Below are 26,849 nucleotides of genomic sequence, written 5' to 3'. Positions count from 1 at the left end.
GTCGCTAAACGATGGACAAAAAAAGGGCTAAGGCTGTAGCAGGCCTTGCCCCTTATTAGTGACTGATTAATCTATTAGCCGTTAAGTTACACGCTGTCCTGGTTCCGCACCGGCATCGGGGGAAAGGAGGTAAATACCTTCTTTGTTAGCAGATGCTAATACCATGCCTTCTGATAAACCGAAGCGCATTTTACGAGGAGCTAAATTAGCCACCATAATCGTCAAGCGGCCTTCAAGCGCTTCTGGTGAATAAGCCGAACGAATACCTGAAAAGACGTTACGTGTTTCACCACCTAAATCCAGCGTAAGCTGGAGCAGCTTGTCAGCTCCTTCAACGTACTGTGCCTTGGCAATGCGGGCAATGCGTAAATCAACTTTAGCGAAATCTTCAAAGCTGATTTCTGCCGCAATTGGCTCTTCCGCCAAGGGGCCTTTGGGAGTGTTTTTCAGCTTCTGTTCTTCCACTAAATCCTCCTTGGATGCCTCAATCATAGCGTCAATCTTATCCCGCTCAACCCGCGTCATTAACGGCTTGAATTTGTTGATCGAATGATTGACTAATACGCTATTGCGGCTGTCCCAATCGAGTGATTCGATCGCTAGGAATTCACGTGCCTGTTCGGCCATGCTTGGCACCACTGGTGCAAGATAGACCATCAACTGGCGGAATAAGTTGATGCCAACTGAGCAGATTTCCAGCACTTCGGTATCACGGCCTTCCTGCTTGGCTAGCGCCCAGGGGGCCTTGTCGGCGATGTACGTATTGGCGTCGTCGGCCAATTCCATGATTTTGCGCATAGCCCGGCTAAATTCACGCGCCTCAAAATCGTCGGCAATCTCGTCGCCAGCCGCGATAAAGCGCGCGACCATTTGTGGTTCGGCGCAGTGTTCAGCCAGCTTGCCGCCGCCCAGCTTTTTGACAAAACCGGCGCAGCGGCTGGCGATATTGACTACTTTGCCTACCAGGTCAGCATTAACCCGCGCAGAAAAGTCGTCGAGGTTAAGATCTAGGTCATCCACTTTAGATGTCAATTTAGCGGCAAAGTAGTAGCGTAAGTACTCTGGATTTAAATATTCAGCGTAGGTAGCTGCTTTAATGAAAGTGCCACGAGATTTTGACATCTTGGCGCCGTCTACAGTTAAAAAACCGTGACAGTTGACCGCAGTCGGCGTACGGAGGTCTGCACCATGCAGCATGGCAGGCCAGAATAAGGCATGGAAATAGACAATATCTTTGCCAATGAAGTGGTAAACCTCTGCGTCGGAATCTTTCCTCCAAAAAGTATCGAAGTCGATACCTTTTCGCTCACATAGGTTTTTAAAACTTGCTAAGTAGCCGATGGGGGCATCTAGCCAGACATAGAAGTATTTACCTGGAGCATCCGGGATTTCAAAGCCAAAGTAGGGGGCGTCTCGGGAGATGTCCCACTCATTAAAGCCCGACTCGAACCACTCCATCAGCTTGTTACGAATTTGCGGCTGTACATGGCCGTCATTAATCCATTGCTGAAGGAACTCTGCAAAGTCTGGTAGCTTGAAGAAGTAATGCGTAGAGCTGCGTACTTCTGGTGTTGCCCCAGAAATAGCTGAGACAGGATTGATCAAGTCAGCAGGCGTGTAAGTGGCGCCGCACTTTTCACAGTTATCGCCATATTGATCATCGGCACCACATTTTGGACACGTGCCCTTAATAAAGCGGTCCGCTAGGAATAGGCCCTTTTGCGGATCAAACATTTGCTCAATATCGCGGGTGGCAATGTGGCCTTTATCACGTAAGCGGGTGTAGATCAGTTCGCTAAAATAACGGTTTTCATCTGAATGGGTGGAGTGATAGTTATCAAATCCCACGCCAAAGCGGGCGAAATCTTCCTGATGATCCTGAGAAACACGCTCAATCAGGGCTTCGGGCGTGATGCCTTCCTGCTCAGCCCGCAGCATAATGGCAGTGCCGTGGGCGTCGTCGGCGCAAACGTAGTAGCACTGCTGTCCACGACTTTTTTGAAAACGCACCCAAATGTCGGTTTGGATGTACTCAAGAAGATGACCCAAATGAATGGCGCCGTTGGCATAAGGAAGCGCGCTTGTCACCAAAATGTTGCGCGGGGCAGTATTTGACATGGTGAATGATAATTCCGGTTAGGCAGTGCAAATTAAGACGGCGAAGTAGGGGTTCGCTTCGCCGGTAACGTCAACATGCTGCTTACAGCGATTACTCCACTAGTAGAGTGCCTGCTCTTCCTGAACGACTTCACGCAGAAGCTCTAAAAAAAGCTTGTCAGCTTCAGAGTGCTCGGTGGGGTCTTCGGGGATATGGACGCTCGTAGTGTCGGAGATTTCGTTGGCAATATTGGCCATCACGGCAGGGCTATTGCCTTCGGCTAGCTGCAGCCGTGCAATCGCGAGGGATTGTTCTAAGATTTTTGGATCTTGGAGCAGCTTGCGAATAAAGTCGCGTAGTTCATTAATAATACGTGTTTTTTGAATTTCTGATGCGGACATTGGAGTTCTCCTTAAGACCGCGCTTGAGGGATGTTCAAGCGAGACCAATGAATGCTTTGACCATAGCACTTTTTTTACTGCTGAGCATGGGTTCCTGGGAGCATTGAGTGCAGCCTGTTGAGTTTTTACTAGCGCACCTGTTCAGCGCCTGTGTCTCCCGTGCATATGTTCCCAGTACGTATGTCTCCAGTACCTTTGCCGCTTTAAAGACTCAGGCGCCCAGCTTTGTGTTTGACAGGATTGGCGTACTGTTCCAACCAATAAGGTCGCAACGCTTCAGGAATACTTGCCAACCGGGCGTTAAAACGCTCCCTGTCTTGACGCGTTATCGTTTTACGGGCAATGAGTTCTGGCGATTCGCCTAACGCTTCCAAAGCTAAATAATGGCTAGGGAACAGGCGATAACCGCCGATCACTTGGCGGTCAATTTCCGCTGCCACTTCATCAGGCGTCGCCATATCAGCACCTACTGGACTGCCAAAGCGCAGTTGCACTCGACCTTTTGGACCAGTGATGCCTAACACAATAGAGCGGATATCTTCGAATTCACTTTTCGCGTAGCTTCCTTCGGTAGCGATGTCGTGAAGTTCCTGAGCTTTCTGCTGATCGCAAGGATCGTATTCGTAGCTAATCGATACCGGCACGAGTTTCAACTCGGCGATGGCGTCACCAAATACCATATCCCGGTCAGCGTTGCGTCTGGCCATGGTCAGCATTTTGATAATGGCTGGGTCGGTGCGATCAATGCCATTTTTAGCTCGACCCTCTCGCTGTGCCATCCAAATAGAGTGCTGGTCAACAGTAATTGAGTGGCGGATATAGGCTGATAGCTGCTGATATGCCGCCAGCATCGCCCGCTTGCCTCGGGCACTGCGCGGTACAATAAAGCTTTTGTTTAACCGCATTAGATCGGTGACGTAGGGCTTTTTCAGCAGATTATCGCCGATCGCAATACGCACGGTATCGCGATTAGCTAGATAAAGCGCGTAGTTCACAAATGCGGGGTCTAGCGATATATCGCGATGGTTGCCTATAAACAGATAAGCGCTGTTGTGGTCGAGCTTATCAAGTCCGGAGACTTCGAAGGCATCCGTAGTAGTGCGAATCATGCGCTCCATATAGCTGGCGATACGCATCTGGAAATCATATACGGATGTAACGCCCTTTACTTCGCGGCGGATGGCATGGCCTGCTAAAGCGCGGGCAATGGGAGGCGCCCACTTGGCCATGCGCGGGAGCCTGAACTGAGTCAATGCATTTAAAAGCTCGCTATCATGTGATAGGCGCTCAAGAACATCGGCCACTTCATGATCCATATAGGGGCGAATATCAGCCCAGGGGTCGTTGGCGGTGTCAGCGTTAAGTGCGTTGTTGTGATGAGTCATGCGATCCGTTGGATATAGGCAGAAATAAACAGTTTACATCAGCAGGCTAACAGCTGAATTAAGCGTCTAGCTGGGAAGCAGCTTCACGCTGAGCTTCACCACCCAGCCACTCGATTAGGCGAGGAATATCGTCAGAAAGTGCCTGCGCCATCAAAATAAAATCAGTTTCTAAGCGTGCAAGTGCATCGTCGCCATCATCTGCGTGATCAGCTTCCTCTATTAATGCATCGCCAAAACGCAATGATTTCAGCGCTAAATCATCATGCAGAACAAAACTTAAACGACCTTCCAAGCTAACTGCGAGCTTGCTGGCTTGACGCCCGCTTTCAAGCAATTGCTGGATCTCGTCGCTATCTAGATCAACTTGGCGAGCACGCAGTACACCATCATCGCCTTTGGCTTTTAACTCAACCTGATCCCCTAACACAAGATCAGCAGGGCGGCTTTCCGCTTCGCCCAGCCATTGCGTCATAGCGCGGATAGGCAGTGTTTGTGATGTCAGCGGTGTGACTTTCAAGCTACCCAGCGTTTCACGCAGAAGATCCAGTACATCTTCAGCCCGTGTACGAGAGCTGGCATTGACGCCAATTAATTGATGACGCGTATCCCACCATAAATCGATTTTCTGACTGCGAACAAATGCGCGGGGCATTAGTTCCTCAGTGACTTGCTCTTTCAGCGCGGTTTTTTCTTTGCGCGTTACCTTGCGGCCTTCGCTGGCTTCGATATCAGCGACTTTATCGTCCACTTCCTCTTTTACGACAGACGCGGGAAGAAGGCGCTCTTGGCGCAGAGCTGAAAGAAGTCTGTGGCCTTGGATTTCATGCAGCCGCTGACCACCCCCCAGTCGTCCTGCAGGGGCTGTCCAGCCTAAACGACGCGCATCCGCATTGCCTAGCGGCTTGGCTGCGTGCTCGTCTAGCGCATTTGCTAGTGTATCGCTATCAAGCTCAGGGGCGCCGTGAAGGCGGTATAAATGTAGGTGCTTAAACCACATGTCACCAATCCTATTTAAAAGGTGGCACATTATGGCGAAACCAAGCCTTTCCTACCAGCGCCTTAGGGGGATTGCCTTATTATTGCACTGGTTTAAAACTTGTGTTTGATTTGAGAGGTTTTGTGAATGGTTAACAGATGTCTAGAAATGGGGGTGTTATGTCTACAGTAATATCCAGCGTTGCGCTGCGAGTACGTGGTTATCATTTAGACGGCTACGGTCACGTCAACAACGCGCGCTATCTTGAATTTATGGAAGAGGGGCGTTGGGCTTTTTTTGATGACCATCCGCGCCTGATAAATCAACTTCATAAGGCCGGTCGAGCATTTGTCGTGGTCAATCTAAATATTGATTATCGAGCGGCCGCTGTACAGAACGATAATCTGCAGATTATGACCGGCATAGTAGACGTGGGCGATCGTAGTGCGGTTTGTCATCATCGAATTGTGCGTCAAGACGGTGTGTTAGTTGCCCAGGCAGATTTAACCTTTGTTCTGCTTGATGTGAAGGCAAATAAGGCCGCTCCCATTGAAGGAGACGTACGAGCGGTGTTTGAGGGACTTGTGGTCGATAAAGACGCCTTTTAAGCATAAAACGTAATGCCGTTGCCACTGACTGCCCTTGGTGCTTATGCAGTGGTATGATGGTGCTGACTCTGCGCGCCGCCTTGTTGTGGTATCAAGGGCGGCTTTTTTAAGCGCTTTCAACTCTCGCAGTGCCAATGCAGTGCAAAGGATCTGACTTTCATGGGTGACATCGCCAGAGAAATCTTGCCCGTCAATATTGAAGACGAGCTTAAACAGTCGTACCTCGACTACGCGATGAGTGTCATTATCGGTCGCGCTCTTCCCGATGTGCGTGACGGCCTCAAGCCGGTTCACCGGCGCGTGCTTTTTGCCATGCATGAGCTGAGCAACGATTGGAATAAACCGTACAAGAAGTCGGCGCGTGTCGTCGGCGATGTCATCGGTAAATACCATCCGCATGGCGATAGTGCGGTGTATGACACTATCGTTCGTATGGCCCAGCACTTTTCCATGCGTCACGTACTGGTGGATGGTCAGGGTAACTTTGGTTCTATCGATGGTGATAACGCGGCCGCCATGCGTTACACCGAGGTGCGCATGGCGCGCCTTGCCCACGAGCTGCTAGCTGATCTTGAAAAAGACACCGTCGATTGGGTCGATAACTACGACGGCACCGAACGCATTCCTGCCGTGCTACCAACCAAAGTCCCGAACCTGTTAATCAATGGGTCATCCGGGATTGCGGTGGGCATGGCGACCAATATCCCGCCCCATAATATGCGGGAAATAATCGATGGTTGTCTGGCGTTAATTGATGATTACACGCTCACCGTTGATGACCTCATGCAGTACATTCCTGGGCCGGACTTCCCTACCGGGGGCATTATCAATGGTCGTGCGGGTATTTTAGACGCCTACCGCACTGGGCGTGGGCGTATCTATGTACGTGCCTGCCACACGATTGAGCATGATGATAAGAGTGGTCGCGATCACATTATTATCACTGAATTGCCTTACCAGGTGAATAAAGCGCGATTGATCGAAAAAATCGCTGAGCTGGTAAAAGAGAAGAAAATCGAGGGTATTGCTGAACTTCGCGATGAGTCGGATAAAGACGGCCTGCGCGTGGTGATTGAGATCAAACGCGGCGAATCGGGTGATGTCGTCGTCAACAACTTGTTTGCGCAAACACAACTGCAAAATGTGTTTGGGATTAACATGGTGGCGCTGGAAAACGGCCAGCCACGCACTCTTAACCTCAAAGAGATGCTTGAGGCGTTTATTCGCCATCGCCGTGAAGTTGTTACTCGCCGTACCTTGTATGAGTTGAAAAAAGCCCGTGAACGTGGCCATTTGTTGGAAGGACTGGCAGTTGCCATCTCCAATATTGATGAAGTAATCGAGCTTATTAAGGCGTCTCCTAATGCCTCTGAAGCGCGCGAAAAATTATTAGCTAAAACGTGGCAACCTGGTCAGGTTACCGCGATGTTGGAACGCGCTGGCGCAACCTCATGCAAGCCTGAAGAGCTGGATGAAGGGTTTGGTCTAAATACCACGGCAACCGAATATCGACTGTCGCCTGCGCAGGCTCAAGCAATCCTAGAGCTTCGTCTGCATCGCCTAACGGGTCTTGAAACCGAGAAGCTGTTAGACGAATACCTGTCGATTCTTGAGAAAATCGCCGAATTTACGACCATCCTGGCGTCTCCTGATCGCCTAATGGAAGTGATCCGAGAAGAGCTGCATGCTGTGCGTGAGCAGTATGGCGATGACCGCCGTACGGAAATTCAGGCGAGCCACCTTGATTTATCGATTGAAGATCTCATCGCTGAAGAAGATATGGTGGTCACTGTTTCCCGCTCCGGCTATGCCAAGACTCAGCCGTTATCTGACTATCAGGCGCAACGCCGTGGTGGACGAGGTAAGTCAGCCACCGCGATGAAAGATGAAGACGTTATTGAACACCTGCTGGTTGCATCTACCCATGACACTGTGCTGCTGTTCTCTAACCGAGGCAAGGTGTATTGGCTGAAAGTGTACGAGATGCCGAACGCTAGTCGTGGCTCTCGAGGCAAGCCGCTGGTCAATATGCTTCCGCTTGAAGAAGGCGAAGCCGTCAACGCCATTTTACCGGTGCGTGATTACGACCCTGAGCACTACATTTTCTTTGCCACGGCGAAAGGTACCGTTAAACGTACCAGTCTTGAGCAATTCTCTCGTCCACGTAGTGTTGGCCTGATTGCCATTGATTTGGAAGAGGGCGACCGTTTGGTGGGAGCGGCTATTACCTCTGGCTCTGATCACGCTATGCTGCTTTCCTCTAACGGTAAGGCGATCCGCTTCGAAGAGGGCAATGTGCGTGCCATGGGTCGTACCGCCCGGGGTGTGCGCGGTATGCGCTTGGCAGGTGATGCTGAAGTTATTAGCTTGATCATTCCTAAGAGCCAGCAAATCGACGCTGAAGATGATGCCGATGTCGATGCGGATGCCCAGGTTGTTGGGGCCGAAAATGCTCAAACGGAAGGTCAGATCTATATTCTCACGGCCAGTGAGAATGGTTACGGCAAGCGCACTCGCCTGGAAGAGTTCCCGCTGCGTGGTCGTGGTGGGCAGGGCGTTATTGCCATGCAAACCAGCGAGCGTAACGGCGCTCTGGTGGCTGCCATGCAAGTCTATGACAGCGATGAAATGATGCTGATCACTGATCGTGGCACCTTGGTGCGTACTCGGGTTGAGGAAGTGTCAACGACCTCGCGCAATACTCAGGGGGTTATGCTGATTCGCCTGGGTAAAGAAGAAAAACTAGTGAAAACTGTCCGTGTGGATGAGCCTGCCGAAATAGATGAGCTTGAGCCAGATAGTTCAGAAACAGACGCCCTAGACACTGGTGCGAGTGATGCCGATGTCGTCGAGAGCGATGCTGTTGATCCAGGCAAGCCAGATAACGCTGACGATGGCGAACAGGAACAGGGAACCGATGACACGTCATTATAACTTTTGCGCAGGGCCTGCGGCCCTGCCTGTTGCAGTGCTTGAACGTGCGCGCAACGAACTGCTGGATTTTCAAGGGCGTGGCTTGTCTGTGATGGAGATGAGCCATCGCAGTGATGAGTTTGTCGCTATTGCTGATCGAGCAGAAGCGGACCTGCGCCATTTGCTGGGTATACCCAGTAATTACAAAGTGCTTTTCTTGCAGGGCGGAGCCAGCATGCAGTTTGCGATGCTGCCGATGAACTTGCTGGGACAAGGCGGGAGTGCCAATTTTATCCAAACTGGCATTTGGGGGAAAAAGGCGCTTAGTGAAGCTCAGCGGCTAGGGTTTGACTGTCATGTGGCGGCGAGTAGCGAAGCCAATGGCCATACGGCGGTGCCGGATGAAAATGCATTGGCGATTAGCCGCGATGCTGCCTATTTGCATTACACCTCAAATGAAACCATTGGTGGTTTAGAGTTTGACTATACGCCAAGAGTGCAGCGTGCAGATGGTGTAGATGTTCCTTTGGTTTGTGATATGTCGTCGAACATCCTATCCGGCCCTATTGATGTGGCGCAGTTTGGGGTGATTTACGCGGGAGCTCAGAAAAACATTGGCCCGGCTGGCTTAACCCTGGTCGCTATTCGTGATGACTTGCTTGGCAAAGCATCTGGCGTCATTCCGTCGCTGTTTGATTATCAAATGCTTGCGGATGCGGGCTCTATGGTCAACACGCCGCCAACGTTTGCTTGGTACTTAGCAGGCCTCGTCTTCCAGTGGTTAAAAGATGACATTGGTGGTTTAGAGGTGATGGATAGCATTAACCAGCGCAAAGCGCAGAAGCTTTACGCTGCTATTGATGCCAGTGATTTTTATACAAATCCGATTGCCAGCCGTAACCGTTCCCGCATGAATGTTCCGTTTGTGCTCGCCGATAGCAGTTTAGACAGCGTATTCCTGCAAGAAGCTGACGAGGCGGGGCTTCTTAACCTAAAGGGCCATCGTAGTGTTGGTGGCATGCGTGCGAGTTTATATAACGCGGTGCCTGAAGAGGCCGTTGACGCGCTAACCGCCTTTATGGCGGATTTTGAACAACGAAGAGGCTAACCATCATGTCCGATACGCCAATTAAATTAGACGACTTACGTCAACGTATCGACCAGTTGGATGGCGATATTCTGCGCTTGATTAGTGAGCGCGCCAACTGCGCCCAGCAAGTGGCACACGTTAAGCTTGCTCAAGATAAAGACGCTGTATTTTATCGTCCCGAGCGGGAGGCGCAGGTGCTGCGCCGCATTATGTCGTTGAATCAAGGCCCGCTAGACTCAGAAGAGATGGCAAGGCTGTTTCGCGAGATTATGTCGGCGTGCCTTGCACTGGAACAGCCTGTCAAAGTTGCTTACTTAGGCCCAGAGGGTACCTTTACTCAGCAGGCGGCGCTTAAGCACTTTGGTGAAAGTGCTGTCAGTATGCCGATGGCAGCGATTGATGAAGTCTTTCGTGAAGTGGAGGCCGGTGCTGTTCATTATGGAGTGGTGCCGGTAGAGAACTCCACCGAAGGGGTCGTCAATCACACTCTCGACACCTTTATGGACTCGTCAATCAAGATTTGCGGTGAAGTAGTACTACGCATTCACCACCACCTGCTGATTAGCGAAACCACGCGTCGGGATAAGGTCTCACGGATCTATTCCCATCCGCAGTCGTTTGGCCAGTGCCGTAAATGGCTGGATGCTCACTATCCCCATGCTGAGCGGGTGCCGGTTTCTTCTAATGCAGAAGCCGCCAAGCTAGTCAAGACAGAATGGCACAGCGCGGCGATTGCCGGCGATATGGCCGCTAAGCTATATGGCCTAGAGCGCATTGCTGAGAAAATTGAGGATCGCCCCGATAACTCCACGCGCTTTCTGATTATTGGTAATCAAGATGTGCCGATATCTGGCGAGGACAAAACCTCAATTGTTGTCGCTATGCGTAACCAGCCCGGTGCATTGCATGATCTGCTGGAACCGTTCCATCGTCACCGCATTGATTTAACGCGGATCGAAACACGGCCTTCGCGAACGGGTGTCTGGAACTACGTGTTCTTTATCGATTTCAAAGGACACCGGGATGAGCCTCAGGTAGCGGCAGTGCTCGAAGAAGTCAGGTTACGTGCTTCTGAGCTACGCGTGCTTGGCTCCTACCCCCTAGGCGTGCTGTGACGGAGTGTGTGGTGCAAGCGTTGGAATCTAGCGCCGGCGTTCGGTCATCTTGCCAAGAGTCACACCTACTAATTGTTGGCCTTGGTTTGATCGGAGGGTCGCTGGCTGCCGCGCTACGGCGCTCCGGTTTCAAAGGGCATATTTCTGCGTGTGACTTCAATGCGTCAGAGATTGCCTTGGGGATTGATTTAGGGGTGATCGATCATGGCAGTTCACAGTTAGCAGAACTGCTTGATGGCGTCTCCATGGTGGTTTTGGCCGTGCCGGTATTGGCCATGGAGAGTGTGATGGCCACCCTGGCGGGTTCGCTTCACCGTGCGTCTGAAAACGTGGTAATTACCGATGTGGGCAGCACGAAAGCGACGATCCGTGACTGTGTTGTGCGTGCCTTCGGCGAGGTGCCCCCTTCGGTAGTGCTAGGTCATCCTATTGCCGGCTCTGAAAAAAGTGGTGTTGCCGCAGCAGACTCGACCCTCTATATCAATCACAAAGTGATACTAACGCCGGAGCCGAATGTCGACGCAGGAGCGCTTGCACGGGTTGAAGCATTATGGCGTGCCACTGGCGCAGACGTACTGCAAATGAGTGTAGAGCGGCACGACCAAGTGTTGGCACGTACCAGTCATTTGCCGCATTTACTGGCATTTTCGTTGGTCGATACACTGGCACGTCAAGATGAGCGGTTAGAAATCTTTCGCTATGCAGCCGGAGGGTTTCGTGATTTTACCCGAATCGCGGGCAGCGATCCTGTTATGTGGCGAGATATCTTTATTGCCAACCGGGACGCCGTCTTGTCATCGTTAGATGATTTTGAGGCGGGGCTCGCTCGGTTGCGGAAAGCAGTGGAAAGCGGCGATAGCGATGCGCTTATTGCAACGTTTGATCGTGCCAGTCATGCACGCCATTATTTCGACACGTTATTGAATAAAACCAGCTATCAGGCGGAATATCATATGCAACCACACGGTAAAGTGACTTATCGCGTGCAGCCGGGCGGCCAGGCGCAAGGCCGTCTGCGCGTGCCGGGCGATAAATCAATGTCCCATCGCTCCATTATGCTGGGTGCTCTGGCGGAGGGAGTCACTGAGGTTAAAGGGTTTCTTGAAGGTGAAGACAGTCTTGCGACACTGCAGTCTTTTCGCGAGATGGGGGTTGCCATTGAAGGACCATATCAGGGGCGAGTGACTATTCATGGCGTAGGGATGCATGGCTTGAAAGCTCCGGCAGGCCCCCTGTATGTGGGCAATTCAGGTACTGCCATGCGCCTGTTTGCTGGACTATTGGCAGGTCAAGCGTTTGACAGTGAGCTAACCGGTGACGAATCGCTTACCAAGCGGCCAATGGGGCGTGTTGCTGACCCTCTGCGTTTGATGGGGGCGACTATCGACACCGCTGAAGGCGGGCGTCCGCCACTTAAAATTAAAGGTGGCGCCCCATTGAAGGGCATTTACTACGACATGCCCATGGCCAGTGCGCAGGTGAAATCCTGCTTGCTGCTAGCCGGCATGTACGCTGAAGGCGAGACTCGCGTGCGTGAACCCGCGCCTACTCGTGATCATACTGAGCGTATGCTTAATGGTTTTGGCTATCAGGTCTCGCGCGAGGGCGATACTTGTTGGCTTCAAGGGGGCGGTAAGCTGGCGGCAAGCCCAATTGATGTTCCTTCTGATATTTCTTCTGCCACATTCTTCCTCGTTGCTGCAGCTATTACGCCAGGGGCTGACATTACCCTTGAGCACGTAGGTATCAATCCTACGCGTGTTGGTGTGATTAACATCCTCAGCTTGATGGGGGCTGACTTAACGCTTGAAAATCAGCACGAGGTAGGCGGTGAGCCGGTGGCGGATATCCGGATTCGCTATGCGCCTTTAAAAGGGATTGATATCCCGGTTGATCAAGTACCGCTTGCCATTGATGAGTTTCCCGCACTGTTTATCGCCGCCGCTAACGCGCAAGGCAAAACACGTTTGCGTGGTGCTGAAGAGCTGCGGGTCAAGGAGTCTGATCGGATTCAGGCAATGGCCGATGGGCTGGCAATACTAGGCGTTGAACACACAGTTGTTGAAGATGGCATTGATATTGTTGGTAATGCCGACGATTCTGTGGCGAGCTACGGTGGCGGGCGTATCGACAGCTTAGGTGATCACCGTATTGCCATGGCGTTTGCAATCGCCGCTTTGCGTGCAAGCGATGAGATTATTATTGATGACTGCGCCAATGTGGCCACCTCTTTCCCTGATTTTGTGACCTTGGCGCAGCGTATCGGTATGCAGGTGAGTGTGGAGGGAGCTAATGCCGAATAAAGCCCCCGTGCTAACGATTGACGGACCAGGTGGTGCAGGTAAAGGCACCATCAGTGGGTTGGTCGCCGAACGCCTGGGGTGGCACCTATTAGATAGTGGGGCGCTTTATCGGCTTACTGCTCAAGCAGCTTTAAAGCATGACGTGGCGTTGGATGATGAGGCGTCGTTGGCGTTGCTTGCTGAGCAGCTTGATGTCGCTTTCCCGGTAAAAGGTGGGCAGTCTCAAACGCTTTTAGAAGGTGAGGACGTTTCTCGAGCGATACGCACAGAGCAGGTTGGTGAGCGTGCATCCCGTGTCGCGGCTCTTCCGCAAGTGCGCGAAGCACTGCTTCAGCGTCAGCGAGATTTTCAACAACCGCCAGGCCTAGTAGCCGACGGTCGCGATATGGGAACTGTCGTCTTTCCTAATGCTCCATTGAAAATTTTTCTAACCGCAAGTGCGCAGGAGCGAGCTAGGCGGAGGCATCTACAGTTGCAGGAAGCAGGGGTGGATGCTAGTCTATCGAGTCTTTTAAAGGAGATTCAGGCACGCGATGCACGCGATACGCAGCGCAGTGTGGCTCCTCTCAAGCCGGCAGATGATGCCATAACGCTTGATACCACATGCCTGAGCATACCGGAAGTGGTTGATCAGTTGACCGAATTACTAGACCAACGTGGCATAGTAAGCGGCAGTTGATTCTCCCTTGCGGCGTTTTTGGAAAGGTGTCACGACGTGGCAGGGCGATAACTCCATATCCGAGAGCCCGGTCAGGTCTAACCAGCGCTAACACCTCCAAAGGCTGAATGACATTAGGCCCGTACTTGCTGGTGGTACGGAGAAGGCATTTATGCCTCAACAACGTTGATCACGTAGGAAAACCATGAGCGAAAGCTTTGCTGAACTGTTTGAACAGTCCCTTAACGACATTAACATGGAGCCAGGCGCAATTGTCGCGGCTCAAGTTGTCGACATTGACGGTGACTGGGTTACCGTTAACGCTGGTCTGAAATCTGAAGGTCAGATCCCTGCGTCACAATTCCGCGATGAGAACGGTGAACTGACCATCGCTATCGGTGACGACGTGCACGTTGCACTTGAAGCTGTAGAAGATGGCTTCGGTGAAACGCGTCTGTCCCGTGAAAAAGCCAAGCGCGCAGAAGCTTGGAAGATTCTGGAAGCAGCCTTCGAGAAAGACGAAGTCGTCAAGGGCGTGATCAACGGTAAAGTCAAAGGCGGCTTCACAGTCGACGTCGACTCTATCCGTGCCTTCTTGCCGGGCTCTCTGGTTGACGTTCGTCCGGTTCGTGACACTGCGCACCTGGAAAACAAAGAGCTAGACTTCAAAGTCATCAAGCTTGACCCGAAGCGTAACAACGTCGTTGTTTCGCGTCGTGCTGTGCTGGAAGCTGAAAACAGTGCTGAGCGTGAAGCGCTGCTGGCAACCCTGCAGGAAGGTCAGCAAATCAAAGGTATCGTTAAAAACCTGACTGATTACGGTGCCTTCGTTGATCTCGGCGGCGTTGATGGTCTGCTGCACATCACTGATATGGCGTGGAAGCGCATTAAGCATCCGTCTGAAATCGTTGCTGTTGGCGACGAAATCAACGTCAAAGTGCTGAAGTTTGACCGTGAGCGTAACCGTGTATCGCTAGGTCTTAAGCAGCTGGGTGAAGATCCTTGGGTCAACATCAAAGACCGTTACCCAGAAGGCACCAAAGTACACGCAGTCGTCACTAATCTGACTGACTACGGCTGCTTTGCTGAGCTAGAAGAGGGCGTCGAAGGTCTGGTTCACGTTTCAGAAATGGACTGGACTAACAAGAATATCCATCCGTCTAAAGTTGTCCAAGTGGGCGACGATGTTGACGTTATGGTTCTTGACATCGATGAAGAGCGTCGTCGTATTTCTCTGGGTATCAAGCAGTGTACTGCTAATCCGTGGGAAACGTTCAATGCTGAATACAACAAGGGTGACCGTGTTTCAGGTACCATCAAGTCTATCACTGACTTTGGTATCTTTATCGGCCTTGAAGGCGGCATTGATGGTCTGGTTCACCTGTCTGATATTTCTTGGACAGAAACTGGCGAAGAAGCTGTTCGTAACTTCAAGAAAGGTGACGAAGCTGAAGCCGTCATTCTTTCAATCGATCCAGAGCGTGAGCGTATCTCCTTAGGTATTAAGCAAATGGATTCCGATCCAGTAGCTGAGTATCTGTCGGTTAACGACAAAGGCAGCATCGTTACAGGCCGTATCGTAGAAGTTGATGCCAAAGAAGCACACGTTGAGCTAGCGACGGATGTTATTGCTATCCTCAAGGCGTCTGAAATCAGTGCTGACCGCATTGAAGATGCCCGTAACGTGCTGAATGAAGGCGACAGCATTGAAGCGCGTATCGTAAGCGTTGATCGTAAGAGCCGTCAGATCAGTCTGTCGGTTAAGGCGAAAGAGCAAGATGATACTCGTCAAAATCTGAAGAAACTGCGTGATCAAGAGCCGGAAGTAGGTGGCCCGACCACTATCGGTGATCTGATCAAACAGCAGATGGGCCAAGACTAATTAAGTAGTTGATTGCCTAGAAAAACGCCGCCCTAATGGGCGGCGTTTTTTTATGAATATATACGATGTAGAATAGATCACTAGCCTATGTTTGACTTGAGTATAAATCTAATTTTTATAGTTTCAATTAAGCAATAAAAATCGATTAGTATTTAAGCTAAAATCAACTAAACTATTGTCAGCTAGCGCGTTTAAAGCAATAATGTACGCGCATCCTGAACTCGTACGTACGGAGTTGATCGATTGATTAACTCGCGCTGTTTAAACCTCTGCTAAAGGGAATCCCTATGTCGTTATTAAATGAGTATATTCAAAAGGAACAGCAGCTAAAGCAACTGCAAGAAGACTTACAGCGTTTGGAAGGTGATCAGCGCTTGAAAAGCGAGCTTGAATTTAAAGCTAAGCTTGAAGCGCTAATGAATGAGTTCGGTAAGCGCCCTTCTGATGTTATTGCATTGCTGGATCCTAGTGCGGATCAACGTGGGTCAAAAGGTGCTGCGGCATCCTCCACACGCCGTAAGCGTCGTCTGAAGATTTATAAGAACCCGCATACCGGTGAAGTGATTGAAACCCGAGGCGGCAATCATAAAGGCCTACGCAGCTGGAAAGATGAGCATGGTGATGAAGCCGTCGAATCTTGGCTAGAGCGTATGGAAGACTAAGTCTTTTTAAACCGGCATTTCTAACCAGAAGTGCCGGTTTTGGTTTGATGAGAGCGGATATAAAATTATCCCAACCGGCTAGGCAGATAAAGGTATTCGTAGCTCAATATGGTGTGGATGCCATAACACTTGCGGTGCATCACCGCTGATATTTAAACGTTTTTTTTCATCCATTAATGCCACTAGGGTTTCAGACATTATATAAGATAACTGTGAAATGTTATCGAAATATATTTTCGCATAGTAGCGTGAGGGAATGTCTACCCGACGGTAGTTGACAGGCAGTGCTAGGTATTTGGCAGTATTTCTATTCTCTAAATAGAGCCCGATATCAGTTCTCGTGTGGTTTGGAGTAGGTTCTTCTACAGCGGCCGTCACTTTCTCTGTTAAAAGGTCTGGCAACACCATGGTTGGGGTAGATGTTTCTAGTAGGGTTTGTAGGTGCCCTAAATGGTTGGCGTGATACTTTGTGTTGCCTAGCCCATGAATGTGGTCTGGCGCTTGGTATAAGCGCATTAAAACTACATGTGCGGGACGGTTTCTTTCAATGCTGATCGTGAGCTTTTTGTCAGGTCTGTTCAGAAGATACAGACTGCTTACCGCTTGGCGGTATTCGCGGGGTGACATTCGATAGCGGCGTTGGAATGCGCGTGAGAAAGAAGAGTGATTAGTATATCCACAACGAATAGCGATTTGCGCTATATTTTGTGAGGTGAGTGAAAGTAAGACAGCGGCTCGCTCAAGGCGCCTTTTTTCACGGTAAGCACTAGGTGAAATGTTGAAGCAGTGGCGGAACTGTCGGCGTACTTGTGATGCTGAGTATCCTAAGTGGTTAGCAAGGTCTTCGATTCCAAGCGGTTTATCGAGAGTGTCTTGCAGCCAGATCTCAGCTCGCGTCATTGCATTGAACATTATCTGGCCTCCTATGCTTAAGTCGTACAGGTCGCGTTACTCATCTCACCTGTAATGCACCATCCCGGTGCTTGCGTTGCTAGTAATCTAATAGGCGATTAACATTGCTGCTTGCCTACTAGATGAATTTGCCGCTATATGCGCCACCTTAGGTTGCTTAACTGGGCGTTTTTGCTCTGCCAGTAGGAGCATCCTGTTTTATATCGTGAGCAGCTTATTTAATACTAAGCTGTGATGCCTTTATGCTGGCAACAGAGAGCAAAGGCAAGTTTGCTCAGAGGCTTTACGCGTTTGGGCACAGTTTTGCCGGAAAAAGGTCTGTTTCAGCAGACTTGTCATTCATTTCAAGTAAGGTGTAAATGAAACATCGATGAAATATCAAAAAGTTCAAAAACAGCTAGATGAGCGTGAAAAGCTACGTAAGTTTCGTGAGCTGGATGATGCCTTCGCGCAGGCGCTGCGCCAGTTAGAAGACCCTAACAGCGATTTCAATATTCCAACGGGACCGCCAGTACGTTCAATTGCGGCGTTGGAGGCTGACGACCAAGCAGCAGACGAAGCGGCACACTCTCATGAGCAAGAGCGTTTGTTTGAGCAGCGCTTAAAAGTGCTGATTGGCGAATACGATTTGTCGGAGCAAGATGTTAGTGAAGTCGTGCACGCGCTACTGGCGTCTAAGCAGTGGAAGCTTGACGATGTGCCAGCAGCGTGAATAATGCGATTTTATGAGGTTTGGAGGCTCGCTAGCGATACCGATAGATGCGTAAGCTAGGTAAATATACCTCATCTTCTAATTTTTCGTCACTCCGCTTAGCTCTTGTGCGAGCCGTTGGAGGCGTTTCTGCTGGGGCTTTAAGATGCGGTAACCGCCCTTCATTTGCAGGCACAATTAATGGCATTGCAATATTAAGTGCTCGTCGCGTGTGTCCATCCGCAAGTGGTTCGACAAAAAATAGATTTGCTCGCATTAAGGGGGCTTGAGTTTGTACCTGTGCCAATATTTCTTCACTGGGAATGCTGGCGAGCTTGCGTAGTTGTATACGAATATGTGGAGCATCGCTGTCTAGCTGTAATAATTTTTGCTCAGCCTCTTGAACACTAACGCGTTTGATTGAGCGACCGCTGCTGTACCACGCTAGCCTAACTCTGGATACTGGCGCAGGGGCAATGGGGAGCTGCCGCCAGCACTGTTTCAAGTGGAGCCGTGCGAATCCGCTTTTACGAAGTATTTCGTTGATATGCGGGTGACGGTTCGGTAAGCGAGACTTGGCATCGTTCAACGCGTTTGGATGAGACTGCTTGATGCGTGCGAGTAAATCGCTGATATTTACTTTTGCGTGGTTAATTTGATGGCACGCTTCTAATAAGTCATCGTTAGCAGCGATGACCGCAATGTAGTTACGCGTTTCTCGTCCATCCTGTCGCTGCTGGTGCCACATGTCCAGCAGTGCTTCCCGCAGCCAAGTAGAATCATTCGCTTCTGGGTGGAATCGCCAAGTAGGTGGTGGGTTAAATTCGTATAGCGCTGCAGCCCGCTCAATGTTGGCTACCAATTGATCAAAGTGAGCATCAAGCTCATGTAGTTGATGATATAAAGGTAGCGTGGCGTCAGTCATATTGGTTGAGCCTTCAAGAAAGAGGTGCGTCTCTATCTGCTTGAGCAAGCAGGGTATCTAAGTCCGCCTCATCCATAGCAGATTCACCTGCAATACGATGCGACTCTTCTGCCCAAGCGCCCAAATCAAGCAGTTGGCAACGTTTACTGCAAAAAGGGCGATAAGTACTTTCTGGTCCCCAAATAACTTTCTTGCCACATTGCGGGCAAGCAACCTCAAGCGGTGAATCATTCGCTGGCGTAGGCATGACAAACTCCTGTTTCAAAAGTGCGTCTCTAGCACGTCGTTAAATGCACTCGGCGCGATAATAACGATCCAGCTGGATGACCTGGCGCATCATATTCGCATGGTCACCACTGTTATCGATGACATCATTGCCTTTAGCAAGGCGTTCTGCGCGCGGAAGTTGGGCGGCGAGGATAGCACGCACCTGAGATTCACTCACCCCATCGCGGGCAAGCGTACGTGCAAATTGCAGCGATTCGGGTACGTCAATGATTAACGTACGATCAACCAGTTTATCTTGGCCAGACTCAAAAAGCAGAGGAGACACTAATAACACATAAGGCGACTGCGCCTGCAGGCGGTCTAGATGCAAAAACAGGCGCTCGCGTATTCTGGGGTGAGTGACAGACTCTAACCACTGCCGTTGCGCAGGATCTTCAAAAATGATGCTACGCAGTGCTGACCTATTCAGTGTCCCGTCGAGGTTCAATACGTCGCTGCCAAAGTGTTCGGTAATAGCGGCTAGCGCGGGTTCGCCAACGGCAACGACTTCTCTCGCGACATCATCGGCATCTACCCAGCCAATCCCCAGTTCTTCAAATGCACGGGCAACGGTAGACTTTCCCGAGCCTATACCGCCTGTTAGTCCAATGATCATGCATGCTCCCCAAAAAATTGAATCAAAACCGACGTTAGGCTTAATACAGCAACGACGTATAGAGCGCCATTAACTCGTTGCCTACCAGTATGCAAATCCAGCCCGCCAGCGCAAGAAAGGGACCAAAGGGGAGAGGTTGGCCGCGCAGTTGAGGAAATAGAGCTTGAGCGGCTAATCCTATGGCTGCGCCAATTCCCGCAGATAAAATAAGCAGCAACGGTAACATGCTCCAACCTACCCAAGCGCCAAGGGCAGCGAGTAATTTGAAATCACCGAACCCCATGCCTTCTTTACCTGTTATGAGCTTAAAAGCCCAGTAGAAAGCCCATAGCACAAGATAGCCCGCCATTGCGCCGATGACAGCGCCAGAAAGCAGCTGTGGCTGAAAGAGTAATTGGTAAACTAAGCCAGCCCATAATAGCGGAAGGGTTAACATATCAGGGAGTAAATAGGTACGAAAGTCGATTACTGCCAAGGCTAGTAGCGTGACACAAGCGCCATAGATAAACATTGCGTTTAGCGTTGGGCCATGCAAGGCCACAACGACTACTGCAAGTAGTCCGCCCATCAGCTCAACGAAGGGGTACTGTACACTGATGGAGGTTTGGCAATGGGCGCATTTTCCCCTTCTTTTTAGCCAGCCTATTAAAGGTAGGTTATCGTGCCAGGCAATGGGTTGTTCGCAGCGTGGACACATTGACCTTGGCGTAGCAAGGTTAAAGCGGGGGGATGTTTCTTCGACCAGCTCAAGAGAGACGCGTGCTTCATTACGCCAACGGCGCATTAGCATAACGGGTAAACGAGTGATGACAACGTTAAGAAAACTGCCAAAGCAGAGGCCGATTAGTAAAGCAAAAAAGAGGTAACAGTTTGACGGTAAACCCATGGTATTCCAATTGTTGGGGAAGTGCTTGTTGGGGACGTGCGTATGAGCGGTTTATTTATAGTGCGGTGCCAATTTCAAAAATAGGTAAATACATGGAGACAACAACGCCGCCCACTAGCGCGCCAAGAACAATGATAATAATCGGTTCCATTAACGAGGTCAGGGCATCTACTTTATTATTTACTTCTTCTTCGTAGTAATCGGCGACTCGGTTAAGCATAGCATCCAGCGAGCCGGCTTCCTCACCAATACTCACCATTTGAACTGCCAGTGCTGGAAAACGGTTGGTCATACGCATGGCGAAATGCAGCTGTTGTCCAGTGGTCACATCTTGGCGTACGTCATGAATCGCTTTTATATATACTCGATTATCTGCTGCACCTGCGGCAGTTTCGAGTCCTTCAATGAGTGGCACGCCAGACGTAAAGGTAGTCGCTAAAGTGCGTGTAAATCGTGAGACAGCCGATTTGTGTAAAATATCGCCAATGAGGGGGAGGCGAAGCATCAGGCGGTCTAGCCGATAAGCGATGCGTGGTGAGCGCCGCACTGCCGTTTTCAGCAATACGACAATGACGGCTAGGGAACAAGTTGCTTGTAACCAGTACTTTTGGGCCACGTTCGATAGGTTAACTGTGAATTGAGTGAGTGCTGGTAGTTCTGCACCAAAACCCTGAAACATATTCTCAAATTCGGGCACGACTTTGATGAGTAGCAGTATGGTCACGGCAACACCGATGATCATCACCGCAGTGGGGTACCACAGGGCTTTTTTGACACGATTTTTGAGTGATTCGACTTTCTCTTTATAACTGGCTATCCGTTCCAGCATTTGGTCAAGCGCACCAGCCTGCTCTCCAGCGTCTACCAGGCTAACAAACAGGCGGTCAAACTGTTTGGGATGTTTGGCCATGGCGCTGGAAAGGCTATCGCCCGAAGAGACGTCTTCCATGATGTGCTGGGTTAGAGCCACCATCGCGGGTTTTTTTAGGCTTTCCGAAACGGCTTGTAACGCCTGAAGAATAGGGATGCCTGCTCGCACCATCGTGGCCATTTGCCGTGCAAAAATCATGATATCGACGTTGGTTACCTTGCTGCGCCCACCAAAGCTGCTACGTTTCTGGACTTTTGTCGCGACAATACGCTGCTTAGCCAATTGCTCAATGATTTCGGGTTTGGTGCGGCCAATCAGCTCGCCGCGCATGGCTCGGTCTTGTGGCCCTTTACCCTCCCACCTCCAGCGGTACAGCGGCGTTGGCTTTTTGCGGAGGGCTTTAGCGTTGGCCATGGCGCGTTACTCCTTACTGATGCGGTTAACTTCTGCCAAGCTAGTGCTGCCATCCAGCACACGACTTAGGCAGCGTTGATAAAGGCTAGGGTAACCTTCGCGGCGTGCTTGCTGATCGATATTCAGCGCGTCAACATCACGCATAATCAACTGGCGCATGGCATCAGTAACAGGCACCACTTCATAGATACCAATACGACCTTTATAGCCCTGGGTGCAGTGTTTACAGCCGACGGCTGAATAAATCGTGCCGTTGTGAATGTCCTGCTGGCTAAAGCCAGCCTGACGCAGTGCTTCGTCAGGAATCTGTGCGGGGGTTTTGCATAGGCTGCATAGCTTGCGTGCCAAACGTTGGGCAATGATCAAGCTAACCGAGCTGGCGATGTTATAGGAAGCGATGCCCATATTTGCTAAGCGGGTTAGTGTTTCAGCGGCGGAGTTAGTGTGTACCGTAGATAGCACTAAGTGACCCGTTTGGGCTGCTTTCACGGCAATTTCGGCAGTTTCCAAATCACGAATTTCGCCCACCATGACGACATCGGGATCTTGGCGTAAAAAGGCACGTAGAGCGCTAGCGAAGTTCAGACCTATTTTAGGAAGAACGTTGACCTGATTGACCCCCGACACCTTAATTTCTACGGGGTCTTCGGCGGTGCAAATATTACGCTCAATTTGGTTAAGAATGTTGATGCCTGTATAAAGCGTCACTGTTTTACCGCTTCCCGTAGGCCCGGTAACCAGAATCATTCCTTGAGGCTTCTTAAGCGCGTGTTCATAAACGGCCTGTTGTTCAGAGCTAAAGCCTAGTTGTTCGATAGAGAGTTGAGCAGTGGCAGGATCTAGCAAGCGCAGCACTATTTTTTCACCAAACACAGTGGGCAGCGAGTTCACTCGAAAATCAATTGAGTGAGTGCGTGAAAGCTGCAGCTTGATTGCCCCATCCTGGGGTAGGCGCCGCTCAGAGATGTCCAGCCGAGACATGATTTTTACCCGAGCCGCAATGCGGTGCCGAAGCGCAAAAGGTGGGCGGGCAATTTCAAACAGCATGCCATCAATACGAAAGCGCACCCGGTACAGGGTTTCATAAGGCTCAAAGTGAATATCGGAAGCGCCGCGGTTGATAGCATCTAAGAGTATTTTATTGACGAATTTGACGACAGGGGCATCTTCACTCTCTTTTGTTGCCTTGTCTAAGGTTGCCTCATCTTCGTCCTGCTGAACAATATTCAACGCGCTGATCGCATCATCTACGTTGTCCAATTCATCTAGCATGCTGCGCTCATTTTGCGCTAGATACTGCGTTAGAGTGCTTTTAAGTTGATCAACGGGAGCCAGTACTCCATCGATACTTAGCCCGGTAGCGAATTGCAGCTCATCTAGCTGGGTTAGCGTTGCCGGGTAGGGTACAGCTACCGTCAGTCGATGCCCATGGCGTGCCAGGGGAAGGACCTCTAGACGCTCTAATAAGTTAACGGGATAGTCGTTGGCGGGTGGCAGCGCATTTATACGAATGACATCTAGCTCAACGACCGGCAAGCCATACTCCCAGGCAGCGGCCTGCGCTGCTGCGCCTGATTCTACTAGCCCGCTATCAACTAGGTGCTGTAACAACGACACATCAAGCTCTGTTGCTGTGTTTTCCGCGACAGTCGCCTGAGCATCGGTCAGCTCGCCATTTTCAACCAGCCGTTTAGCGATACCGTGCAGACCGCTATGCATGGCTGTCTGGCTCAGCGTTGGCATGGGAGATAAATTGTTTATGGCTAAGCTCAATCATATTTATTTTTGCTTTTTTATGTTGACTATTAATTATTATTAATGGTCAACGGAAATGTAACGGTGTGATTGCTATTGTTAGTTCAATATAGCATCGAGAAGCTGTTGGTATTGTTAAACATTGTGGCATGGGTTTGTTTAATGCACTTATCGCATTCATATTGTTGAAGGGGAAGCTTAATCGCACAAAGGAGAAGTGTTATGAATAAAAAATTTTTTAAAATAACTATAATTCACAAGCAAAGTGGCTTTACTCTCATTGAACTGATGGTAGTCATCGCGATTATCGGTATCCTGGCGGCTATTGGTGTACCCAAGTATGGTAGCTACTTGGACCGCTCCGAGGCTTCAGCATGTGTTGGAGAGCTCAATTCATATCGAACACTTTCAATCGCGGAAGCGTCTCTCGGAGAGGGCGCGCCTGAATTCAGCTTTCAGTCATGTGCTGAAAATACGGATGTTGATGAGCTGTTCAATGTGTTTGCCGGCGCTGCAGATAACCAACTAGCAGAAGCTATTGAAGTTTTAACTCAGGATCGTCAGGAAACTGTGTATGTATCTGAAGGCGGGATAATTTCTCTGAATAATGAGTAATAGTGTGCATTACGTTAAAATCTAACCATTAGCTTTGGTCGTTGTGCCAGCTAATGGTTTTTTGTATCTGCAGGTTTTTGACCGTATTTTAATATTGCTCAATCTTCACACTGCCTGCGCATTTGCTCTTTATACTTAATGCTCCTGGTCACAAGGAGCCAATAATGAAATCAATTCCTATTAGCGCTTGCCTGTTAGTTTGCACCTTGCTTTGGCAAGTAGCGGCAGTCGCGCAGCCAGCACACGCACCTGCTCATGGTGCTAGAGACCACAGTCCCCACTTCGAGCGTCAGCGTGGCGGCCAGGATATAGGCCGACATGAGCGTCGCCATCGCGATGAACGCGTTGTAGACCTTCCTCGTATTAACGAAGTTGAATTGCTGCGTCTCTTGCGGCAATACGATGTGCCACGCGCTCAGCCATTGCCGCCGGGTATTCAGCGTAACTTAGAACGCGGTAAACCACTGCCTCCTGGAATTGCAAAACGCTTTGATGATCCGTTGGCATCTCAGCTTCCTCATTACCCCGGCTACGAATGGGAGCGCGTAGGGGCAGATGTCGTGTTAATTGAGGCGGCGACCCGAATCGTTGTCGATGTGCTGGTTGATGCGTTGCGTTAATGTTTTGCATGACGTCATGGTAATACCATGTGCCACCGCTTAAGCTGAGCTGACGTTTGGGTAACGTGAAATCACAAGTAAGGAACGTTAATGGCGGTCTACACTTTAGAAGAGCGGCTGGCGCTGGCGGTATGTATTGCCGAGGAAGCGGGGCAGATGATTCTCCGCGCCCGTGAACAACAAGACTTTAAACAACATTTAAAAGCTGGCATTGAGCTAGTTACTGATGTTGATGTGGCAGTTGATTCGCTGATTAGCCAGCGCTTAGAGGAGCATTTTCCTGGTGAAGCAAGGCTAAGTGAAGAGTTGAGCCCTGAGCGGGCGCTGCATGCCCCCGCTGAGCAGCTGTGGGTGGTAGATCCTATCGATGGAACCATCAATTTTGCCCAAGGCCTGCGCCATGTGGCGGTGTCGATTGGTTGGATAGAGAGTGGCATCGGTAAAGTGGGCGTTGTTCACGCGCCTTTCTTGGGTGATACCTTCAGTGCTGCGCAAGGGTTGGGTGCATACTGCAATCAGCAATCAATTAAGCCTAGCGAAACTGACACGCTTGAAAGTACCCTGGTAGCTACCGGTTTTCCCTACGATAAGCAGGCTCGTAAACAGCTTCTACCACGTTTGGAAGCCGTGTTGGTGAACTGTCAGGATGTTCGCCGCAATGGCGCTGCTGCAATTGATCTCTGCGATGTCGCCTGTGGCCGCTTAGACGCGTATTACGAAAGCGTTTCACCATGGGACTTTGTTGCCGGTTGGGTTATTGCGCGTGAAGCAGGCGCGAAGGTGGGCCACTTAACGGAGGTGCCCGACGGCGTGCCAGCTGACCTTTACCCAGAGCAACTACTCGTCACAACGCCCAAGGTATACGATGCCATGGCATCGCTACTTAAGGGTATCGATTAGCTACTAGCGGCAAGCAATTGAAAAGAAAGCGCAAAAAGAGCTTTTCATTTGGTTAAGAAAGCGATAGTATACGCACCGTCTTGAGGCAAACGATGTTGGTTAACGATTGCTGCTAATCAAGGCATCGGAGTGTGGCGCAGCTTGGTAGCGCGTTGCAATGGGGTTGCAAAGGTCGCAGGTTCGAATCCTGTCACTCCGACCAAAGAAATTCTAATGAAAACCGCCGCTTATGGGTAATTCCTAGCGGCGTTTTTTGTTTGTGTCGTAAAACTTTCGCAATATTTTAGTAAAACTTGGGGCTCCAGCTTGCCTTGAATAAGATGAATCCCCACTCCCCATAGGTTAGTCATCGCATAGCGTGCAGAAATCCAACTCCTCGACATCAACAATAAGTTTTCCAGTTCTAGCTTGGCGCAGCTTGCCAAACACCAGCATGTGCATACCTTCTAGGTCTCTATCAAATTGAAAGTCGAACTTTCTTTTGAATGACTCATATTTATCAGGTGAAATCAGGATGCTAAGGTCATCATATTTGCCAGTATTGAGCCAAAGTGACCCGTCTGAAGTCATGCCTGTATCGAAGACCAGCCCCCAATAGCCTCTAAACAGATTTGCATAGCTTTCCGTCACTGAATCGAAATTTACGAAGAACTGATTTGCTGGGAGCGCCGTATGGCGAGGTAGCTCAACTGTGACATTTGATTGACGAAATTGCTCTGATGAGATTAATGCCTTGAGTAGTGGGCGAAGTCGGCGTTGCATTGGAGAGGGGCCCCGAGGGCCTTCGCCAGTAAATCTTCCTCCCCGCGTATTTGTTTTATCTATATCAGTGGGGTCTCCATTAATTTTTTCATGGGCACCATAATTAATATCTATCCTGATATGATTCATGGGATTACGCAAAATATCTTGAACCTCATCGCTACCGAGGCCTTTTTTGCTTTGTGGTGTACCTAGGCTGCATGTCGTAGCATGTGGCCTTGCTCCGAAGCAGGCACCTTGACCACTTGTTGCTGCTCTTTTGAAATAAGCTGGCCAACCGCATTCGACACAGATTAGGTGTCGCCGTTTACCCCCAATTTCGCTTTCGCTTAGTTGCGCAAAATTAGCAACGTAATACTTGGTTTGATCCTGAGTGCAATAAGCCGTATCCATGGAATTCCCTAGTAGCGCTTGTTTGAAATATGAATTTAAATGAGCCGCGCAGGAGAATGCTAGGTATTATTTGTAAAAATTCGCTTCTGTTTACTGGTAATAACATCGGTGACTCAAGCATTCTGGTTTGT

At 50.1% G+C, this 26,849-nt stretch carries 24 protein-coding genes and 1 tRNA gene; 13 read left to right on the top strand and 12 right to left on the bottom strand.

What is annotated here, in order from left to right; genetic code table 11:
* Window positions 1-81: 81 nt before the first annotated feature.
* The 4 genes from metG to HVE01_RS08505 form a co-directional block, all read right to left on the bottom strand.
* Window positions 82-2,118: a methionine--tRNA ligase gene (metG, locus tag HVE01_RS08520; RefSeq protein ID WP_146943552.1), complete on the bottom strand. Its 2,037-nt coding sequence runs from the start codon at window positions 2,116-2,118 to the stop codon at window positions 82-84.
* A gap of 99 nt (window positions 2,119-2,217) precedes the next feature.
* Window positions 2,218-2,499, bottom strand: a complete 282-nt coding sequence (locus HVE01_RS08515) for a hypothetical protein (protein WP_125748162.1) — start codon at window positions 2,497-2,499, stop codon at window positions 2,218-2,220.
* A gap of 203 nt (window positions 2,500-2,702) precedes the next feature.
* Entirely contained in the window at window positions 2,703-3,884 is a 1,182-nt protein-coding gene (locus tag HVE01_RS08510) for a 1-acyl-sn-glycerol-3-phosphate acyltransferase (protein ID WP_146943550.1), read from the bottom strand.
* A 58-nt stretch (window positions 3,885-3,942) separates the two neighbouring features.
* On the bottom strand, window positions 3,943-4,881 hold the full coding sequence (locus HVE01_RS08505; RefSeq protein ID WP_146943548.1) for a recombination-associated protein RdgC: 939 nt from the start codon (window positions 4,879-4,881) through the stop codon (window positions 3,943-3,945).
* Window positions 4,882-5,039: 158 nt separating this feature from the next.
* On the opposite strand from HVE01_RS08505, the gene HVE01_RS08500 reads away from it, so the two are divergent.
* The 8 genes from HVE01_RS08500 (at window position 5,040) to HVE01_RS08465 (ending at window position 16,091) form a co-directional block, all read left to right on the top strand.
* Window positions 5,040-5,468 carry an acyl-CoA thioesterase gene (locus HVE01_RS08500; RefSeq protein WP_146943546.1) on the top strand — a complete coding sequence of 143 codons (429 nt, stop codon included), beginning with the start codon at window positions 5,040-5,042 and terminating at the stop codon, window positions 5,466-5,468.
* Between the two features lie 159 nt (window positions 5,469-5,627).
* Entirely contained in the window at window positions 5,628-8,402 is a 2,775-nt protein-coding gene (gene gyrA / locus HVE01_RS08495; RefSeq protein ID WP_146943543.1) for a DNA gyrase subunit A, read from the top strand.
* A complete protein-coding gene (serC, locus tag HVE01_RS08490) occupies window positions 8,386-9,489 on the top strand; it encodes a 3-phosphoserine/phosphohydroxythreonine transaminase (RefSeq protein ID WP_125748149.1) in 1,104 nt (367 codons plus the stop codon). The genes gyrA and serC overlap by 17 nt, the downstream gene beginning before the upstream one ends.
* 5 nt (window positions 9,490-9,494) lie before the next feature.
* Complete coding sequence (gene pheA, locus HVE01_RS08485; RefSeq protein WP_146943541.1) at window positions 9,495-10,586, top strand: prephenate dehydratase; 1,092 nt, start codon at window positions 9,495-9,497, stop codon at window positions 10,584-10,586.
* A gap of 11 nt (window positions 10,587-10,597) precedes the next feature.
* Window positions 10,598-12,889: a bifunctional prephenate dehydrogenase/3-phosphoshikimate 1-carboxyvinyltransferase gene (locus HVE01_RS08480; RefSeq protein WP_146943539.1), complete on the top strand. Its 2,292-nt coding sequence runs from the start codon at window positions 10,598-10,600 to the stop codon at window positions 12,887-12,889.
* Complete coding sequence (cmk, locus tag HVE01_RS08475) at window positions 12,879-13,568, top strand: (d)CMP kinase (RefSeq protein WP_125748143.1); 690 nt, start codon at window positions 12,879-12,881, stop codon at window positions 13,566-13,568. The genes HVE01_RS08480 and cmk overlap by 11 nt, the downstream gene beginning before the upstream one ends.
* A gap of 184 nt (window positions 13,569-13,752) precedes the next feature.
* A complete protein-coding gene (rpsA, locus tag HVE01_RS08470) occupies window positions 13,753-15,429 on the top strand; it encodes a 30S ribosomal protein S1 (protein WP_125748140.1) in 1,677 nt (558 codons plus the stop codon).
* A gap of 287 nt (window positions 15,430-15,716) precedes the next feature.
* A complete protein-coding gene (locus tag HVE01_RS08465; RefSeq protein ID WP_125748137.1) occupies window positions 15,717-16,091 on the top strand; it encodes a histone-like nucleoid-structuring protein, MvaT/MvaU family in 375 nt (124 codons plus the stop codon).
* 78 nt (window positions 16,092-16,169) lie between these two features.
* Here the strand turns inward: HVE01_RS08465 and HVE01_RS08460 are convergent, their stop codons facing one another.
* Complete coding sequence (locus HVE01_RS08460) at window positions 16,170-17,003, bottom strand: helix-turn-helix transcriptional regulator (protein WP_125748133.1); 834 nt, start codon at window positions 17,001-17,003, stop codon at window positions 16,170-16,172.
* 370 nt (window positions 17,004-17,373) lie between these two features.
* On the opposite strand from HVE01_RS08460, the gene HVE01_RS08455 reads away from it, so the two are divergent.
* The gene (locus HVE01_RS08455; protein ID WP_125748130.1) at window positions 17,374-17,715 is read left to right on the top strand and encodes a hypothetical protein; all 342 of its coding nucleotides are present in this window, start codon (window positions 17,374-17,376) and stop codon (window positions 17,713-17,715) included.
* Between the two features lie 31 nt (window positions 17,716-17,746).
* Here the strand turns inward: HVE01_RS08455 and HVE01_RS08450 are convergent, their stop codons facing one another.
* From HVE01_RS08450 to pilB, 6 genes are read right to left on the bottom strand one after another with little or no spacing between them, the layout of a single operon-like run.
* The gene (locus HVE01_RS08450) at window positions 17,747-18,619 is read right to left on the bottom strand and encodes a DNA replication terminus site-binding protein (RefSeq protein ID WP_146943537.1); all 873 of its coding nucleotides are present in this window, start codon (window positions 18,617-18,619) and stop codon (window positions 17,747-17,749) included.
* Between the two features lie 13 nt (window positions 18,620-18,632).
* Window positions 18,633-18,866: a DNA gyrase inhibitor YacG gene (yacG, locus tag HVE01_RS08445; RefSeq protein WP_083004574.1), complete on the bottom strand. Its 234-nt coding sequence runs from the start codon at window positions 18,864-18,866 to the stop codon at window positions 18,633-18,635.
* Window positions 18,867-18,905: 39 nt separating this feature from the next.
* Complete coding sequence (gene coaE, locus HVE01_RS08440) at window positions 18,906-19,502, bottom strand: dephospho-CoA kinase (protein ID WP_146943535.1); 597 nt, start codon at window positions 19,500-19,502, stop codon at window positions 18,906-18,908.
* A 40-nt stretch (window positions 19,503-19,542) separates the two neighbouring features.
* Window positions 19,543-20,388: a prepilin peptidase gene (locus HVE01_RS08435; RefSeq protein ID WP_146943533.1), complete on the bottom strand. Its 846-nt coding sequence runs from the start codon at window positions 20,386-20,388 to the stop codon at window positions 19,543-19,545.
* Window positions 20,389-20,443: 55 nt separating this feature from the next.
* Window positions 20,444-21,673: a type II secretion system F family protein gene (locus tag HVE01_RS08430; RefSeq protein ID WP_146943531.1), complete on the bottom strand. Its 1,230-nt coding sequence runs from the start codon at window positions 21,671-21,673 to the stop codon at window positions 20,444-20,446.
* A gap of 6 nt (window positions 21,674-21,679) precedes the next feature.
* Window positions 21,680-23,392, bottom strand: coding sequence for a type IV-A pilus assembly ATPase PilB (gene pilB / locus HVE01_RS08425; protein WP_244973805.1), 1,713 nt, complete (start codon window positions 23,390-23,392; stop codon window positions 21,680-21,682).
* A 258-nt stretch (window positions 23,393-23,650) separates the two neighbouring features.
* Here pilB and HVE01_RS20100 point away from each other — a divergent pair, with 258 nt between their 5' ends.
* From HVE01_RS20100 to HVE01_RS08405, 4 genes are all read left to right on the top strand, one after another.
* On the top strand, window positions 23,651-24,043 hold the full coding sequence (locus HVE01_RS20100) for a prepilin-type N-terminal cleavage/methylation domain-containing protein (RefSeq protein ID WP_146943529.1): 393 nt from the start codon (window positions 23,651-23,653) through the stop codon (window positions 24,041-24,043).
* 164 nt (window positions 24,044-24,207) lie between these two features.
* Window positions 24,208-24,663 (top strand): anti-virulence regulator CigR family protein, encoded by a 456-nt coding sequence (locus HVE01_RS08415; RefSeq protein ID WP_146943527.1) that lies wholly within the window; start codon window positions 24,208-24,210, stop codon window positions 24,661-24,663.
* 90 nt (window positions 24,664-24,753) lie between these two features.
* Window positions 24,754-25,563: an inositol monophosphatase family protein gene (locus HVE01_RS08410; RefSeq protein ID WP_125748108.1), complete on the top strand. Its 810-nt coding sequence runs from the start codon at window positions 24,754-24,756 to the stop codon at window positions 25,561-25,563.
* 125 nt (window positions 25,564-25,688) lie between these two features.
* Window positions 25,689-25,765, top strand: a tRNA-Pro gene (locus HVE01_RS08405).
* Window positions 25,766-25,905: 140 nt separating this feature from the next.
* Here HVE01_RS08405 and HVE01_RS08400 read toward each other — a convergent pair.
* Entirely contained in the window at window positions 25,906-26,718 is an 813-nt protein-coding gene (locus tag HVE01_RS08400; RefSeq protein WP_146943525.1) for a hypothetical protein, read from the bottom strand.
* Window positions 26,719-26,849: the final 131 nt, after the last annotated feature.

The sequence above is a fragment of the Vreelandella venusta genome (assembly GCF_007989605.1).
Classification (GTDB): domain Bacteria; phylum Pseudomonadota; class Gammaproteobacteria; order Pseudomonadales; family Halomonadaceae; genus Vreelandella; species Vreelandella venusta.
The sequence above is the reverse complement of the archived record's forward strand: the minus strand, read 5'-3'. Positions and strand labels throughout refer to the sequence as shown.

Coding starts and splice junctions, on each gene's coding strand:
- metG (WP_146943552.1), bottom strand. CDS start 2,118: ATGTCAAATACTGCCCCGCGCAACATTTTGGTGACAAGCGCGCTTCCT.
- HVE01_RS08515 (WP_125748162.1), bottom strand. CDS start 2,499: ATGTCCGCATCAGAAATTCAAAAAACACGTATTATTAATGAACTACGC.
- HVE01_RS08510 (WP_146943550.1), bottom strand. CDS start 3,884: ATGACTCATCACAACAACGCACTTAACGCTGACACCGCCAACGACCCC.
- HVE01_RS08505 (WP_146943548.1), bottom strand. CDS start 4,881: ATGTGGTTTAAGCACCTACATTTATACCGCCTTCACGGCGCCCCTGAG.
- HVE01_RS08500 (WP_146943546.1), top strand. CDS start 5,040: ATGTCTACAGTAATATCCAGCGTTGCGCTGCGAGTACGTGGTTATCAT.
- gyrA (WP_146943543.1), top strand. CDS start 5,628: ATGGGTGACATCGCCAGAGAAATCTTGCCCGTCAATATTGAAGACGAG.
- serC (WP_125748149.1), top strand. CDS start 8,386: ATGACACGTCATTATAACTTTTGCGCAGGGCCTGCGGCCCTGCCTGTT.
- pheA (WP_146943541.1), top strand. CDS start 9,495: ATGTCCGATACGCCAATTAAATTAGACGACTTACGTCAACGTATCGAC.
- cmk (WP_125748143.1), top strand. CDS start 12,879: ATGCCGAATAAAGCCCCCGTGCTAACGATTGACGGACCAGGTGGTGCA.
- rpsA (WP_125748140.1), top strand. CDS start 13,753: ATGAGCGAAAGCTTTGCTGAACTGTTTGAACAGTCCCTTAACGACATT.
- HVE01_RS08465 (WP_125748137.1), top strand. CDS start 15,717: ATGTCGTTATTAAATGAGTATATTCAAAAGGAACAGCAGCTAAAGCAA.
- HVE01_RS08460 (WP_125748133.1), bottom strand. CDS start 17,003: ATGTTCAATGCAATGACGCGAGCTGAGATCTGGCTGCAAGACACTCTC.
- HVE01_RS08455 (WP_125748130.1), top strand. CDS start 17,374: ATGAAATATCAAAAAGTTCAAAAACAGCTAGATGAGCGTGAAAAGCTA.
- HVE01_RS08450 (WP_146943537.1), bottom strand. CDS start 18,619: ATGACTGACGCCACGCTACCTTTATATCATCAACTACATGAGCTTGAT.
- yacG (WP_083004574.1), bottom strand. CDS start 18,866: ATGCCTACGCCAGCGAATGATTCACCGCTTGAGGTTGCTTGCCCGCAA.
- coaE (WP_146943535.1), bottom strand. CDS start 19,502: ATGATCATTGGACTAACAGGCGGTATAGGCTCGGGAAAGTCTACCGTT.
- HVE01_RS08435 (WP_146943533.1), bottom strand. CDS start 20,388: ATGGGTTTACCGTCAAACTGTTACCTCTTTTTTGCTTTACTAATCGGC.
- HVE01_RS08430 (WP_146943531.1), bottom strand. CDS start 21,673: ATGGCCAACGCTAAAGCCCTCCGCAAAAAGCCAACGCCGCTGTACCGC.
- pilB (WP_244973805.1), bottom strand. CDS start 23,392: ATGCATAGCGGTCTGCACGGTATCGCTAAACGGCTGGTTGAAAATGGC.
- HVE01_RS20100 (WP_146943529.1), top strand. CDS start 23,651: ATGAATAAAAAATTTTTTAAAATAACTATAATTCACAAGCAAAGTGGC.
- HVE01_RS08415 (WP_146943527.1), top strand. CDS start 24,208: ATGAAATCAATTCCTATTAGCGCTTGCCTGTTAGTTTGCACCTTGCTT.
- HVE01_RS08410 (WP_125748108.1), top strand. CDS start 24,754: ATGGCGGTCTACACTTTAGAAGAGCGGCTGGCGCTGGCGGTATGTATT.
- HVE01_RS08400 (WP_146943525.1), bottom strand. CDS start 26,718: ATGGATACGGCTTATTGCACTCAGGATCAAACCAAGTATTACGTTGCT.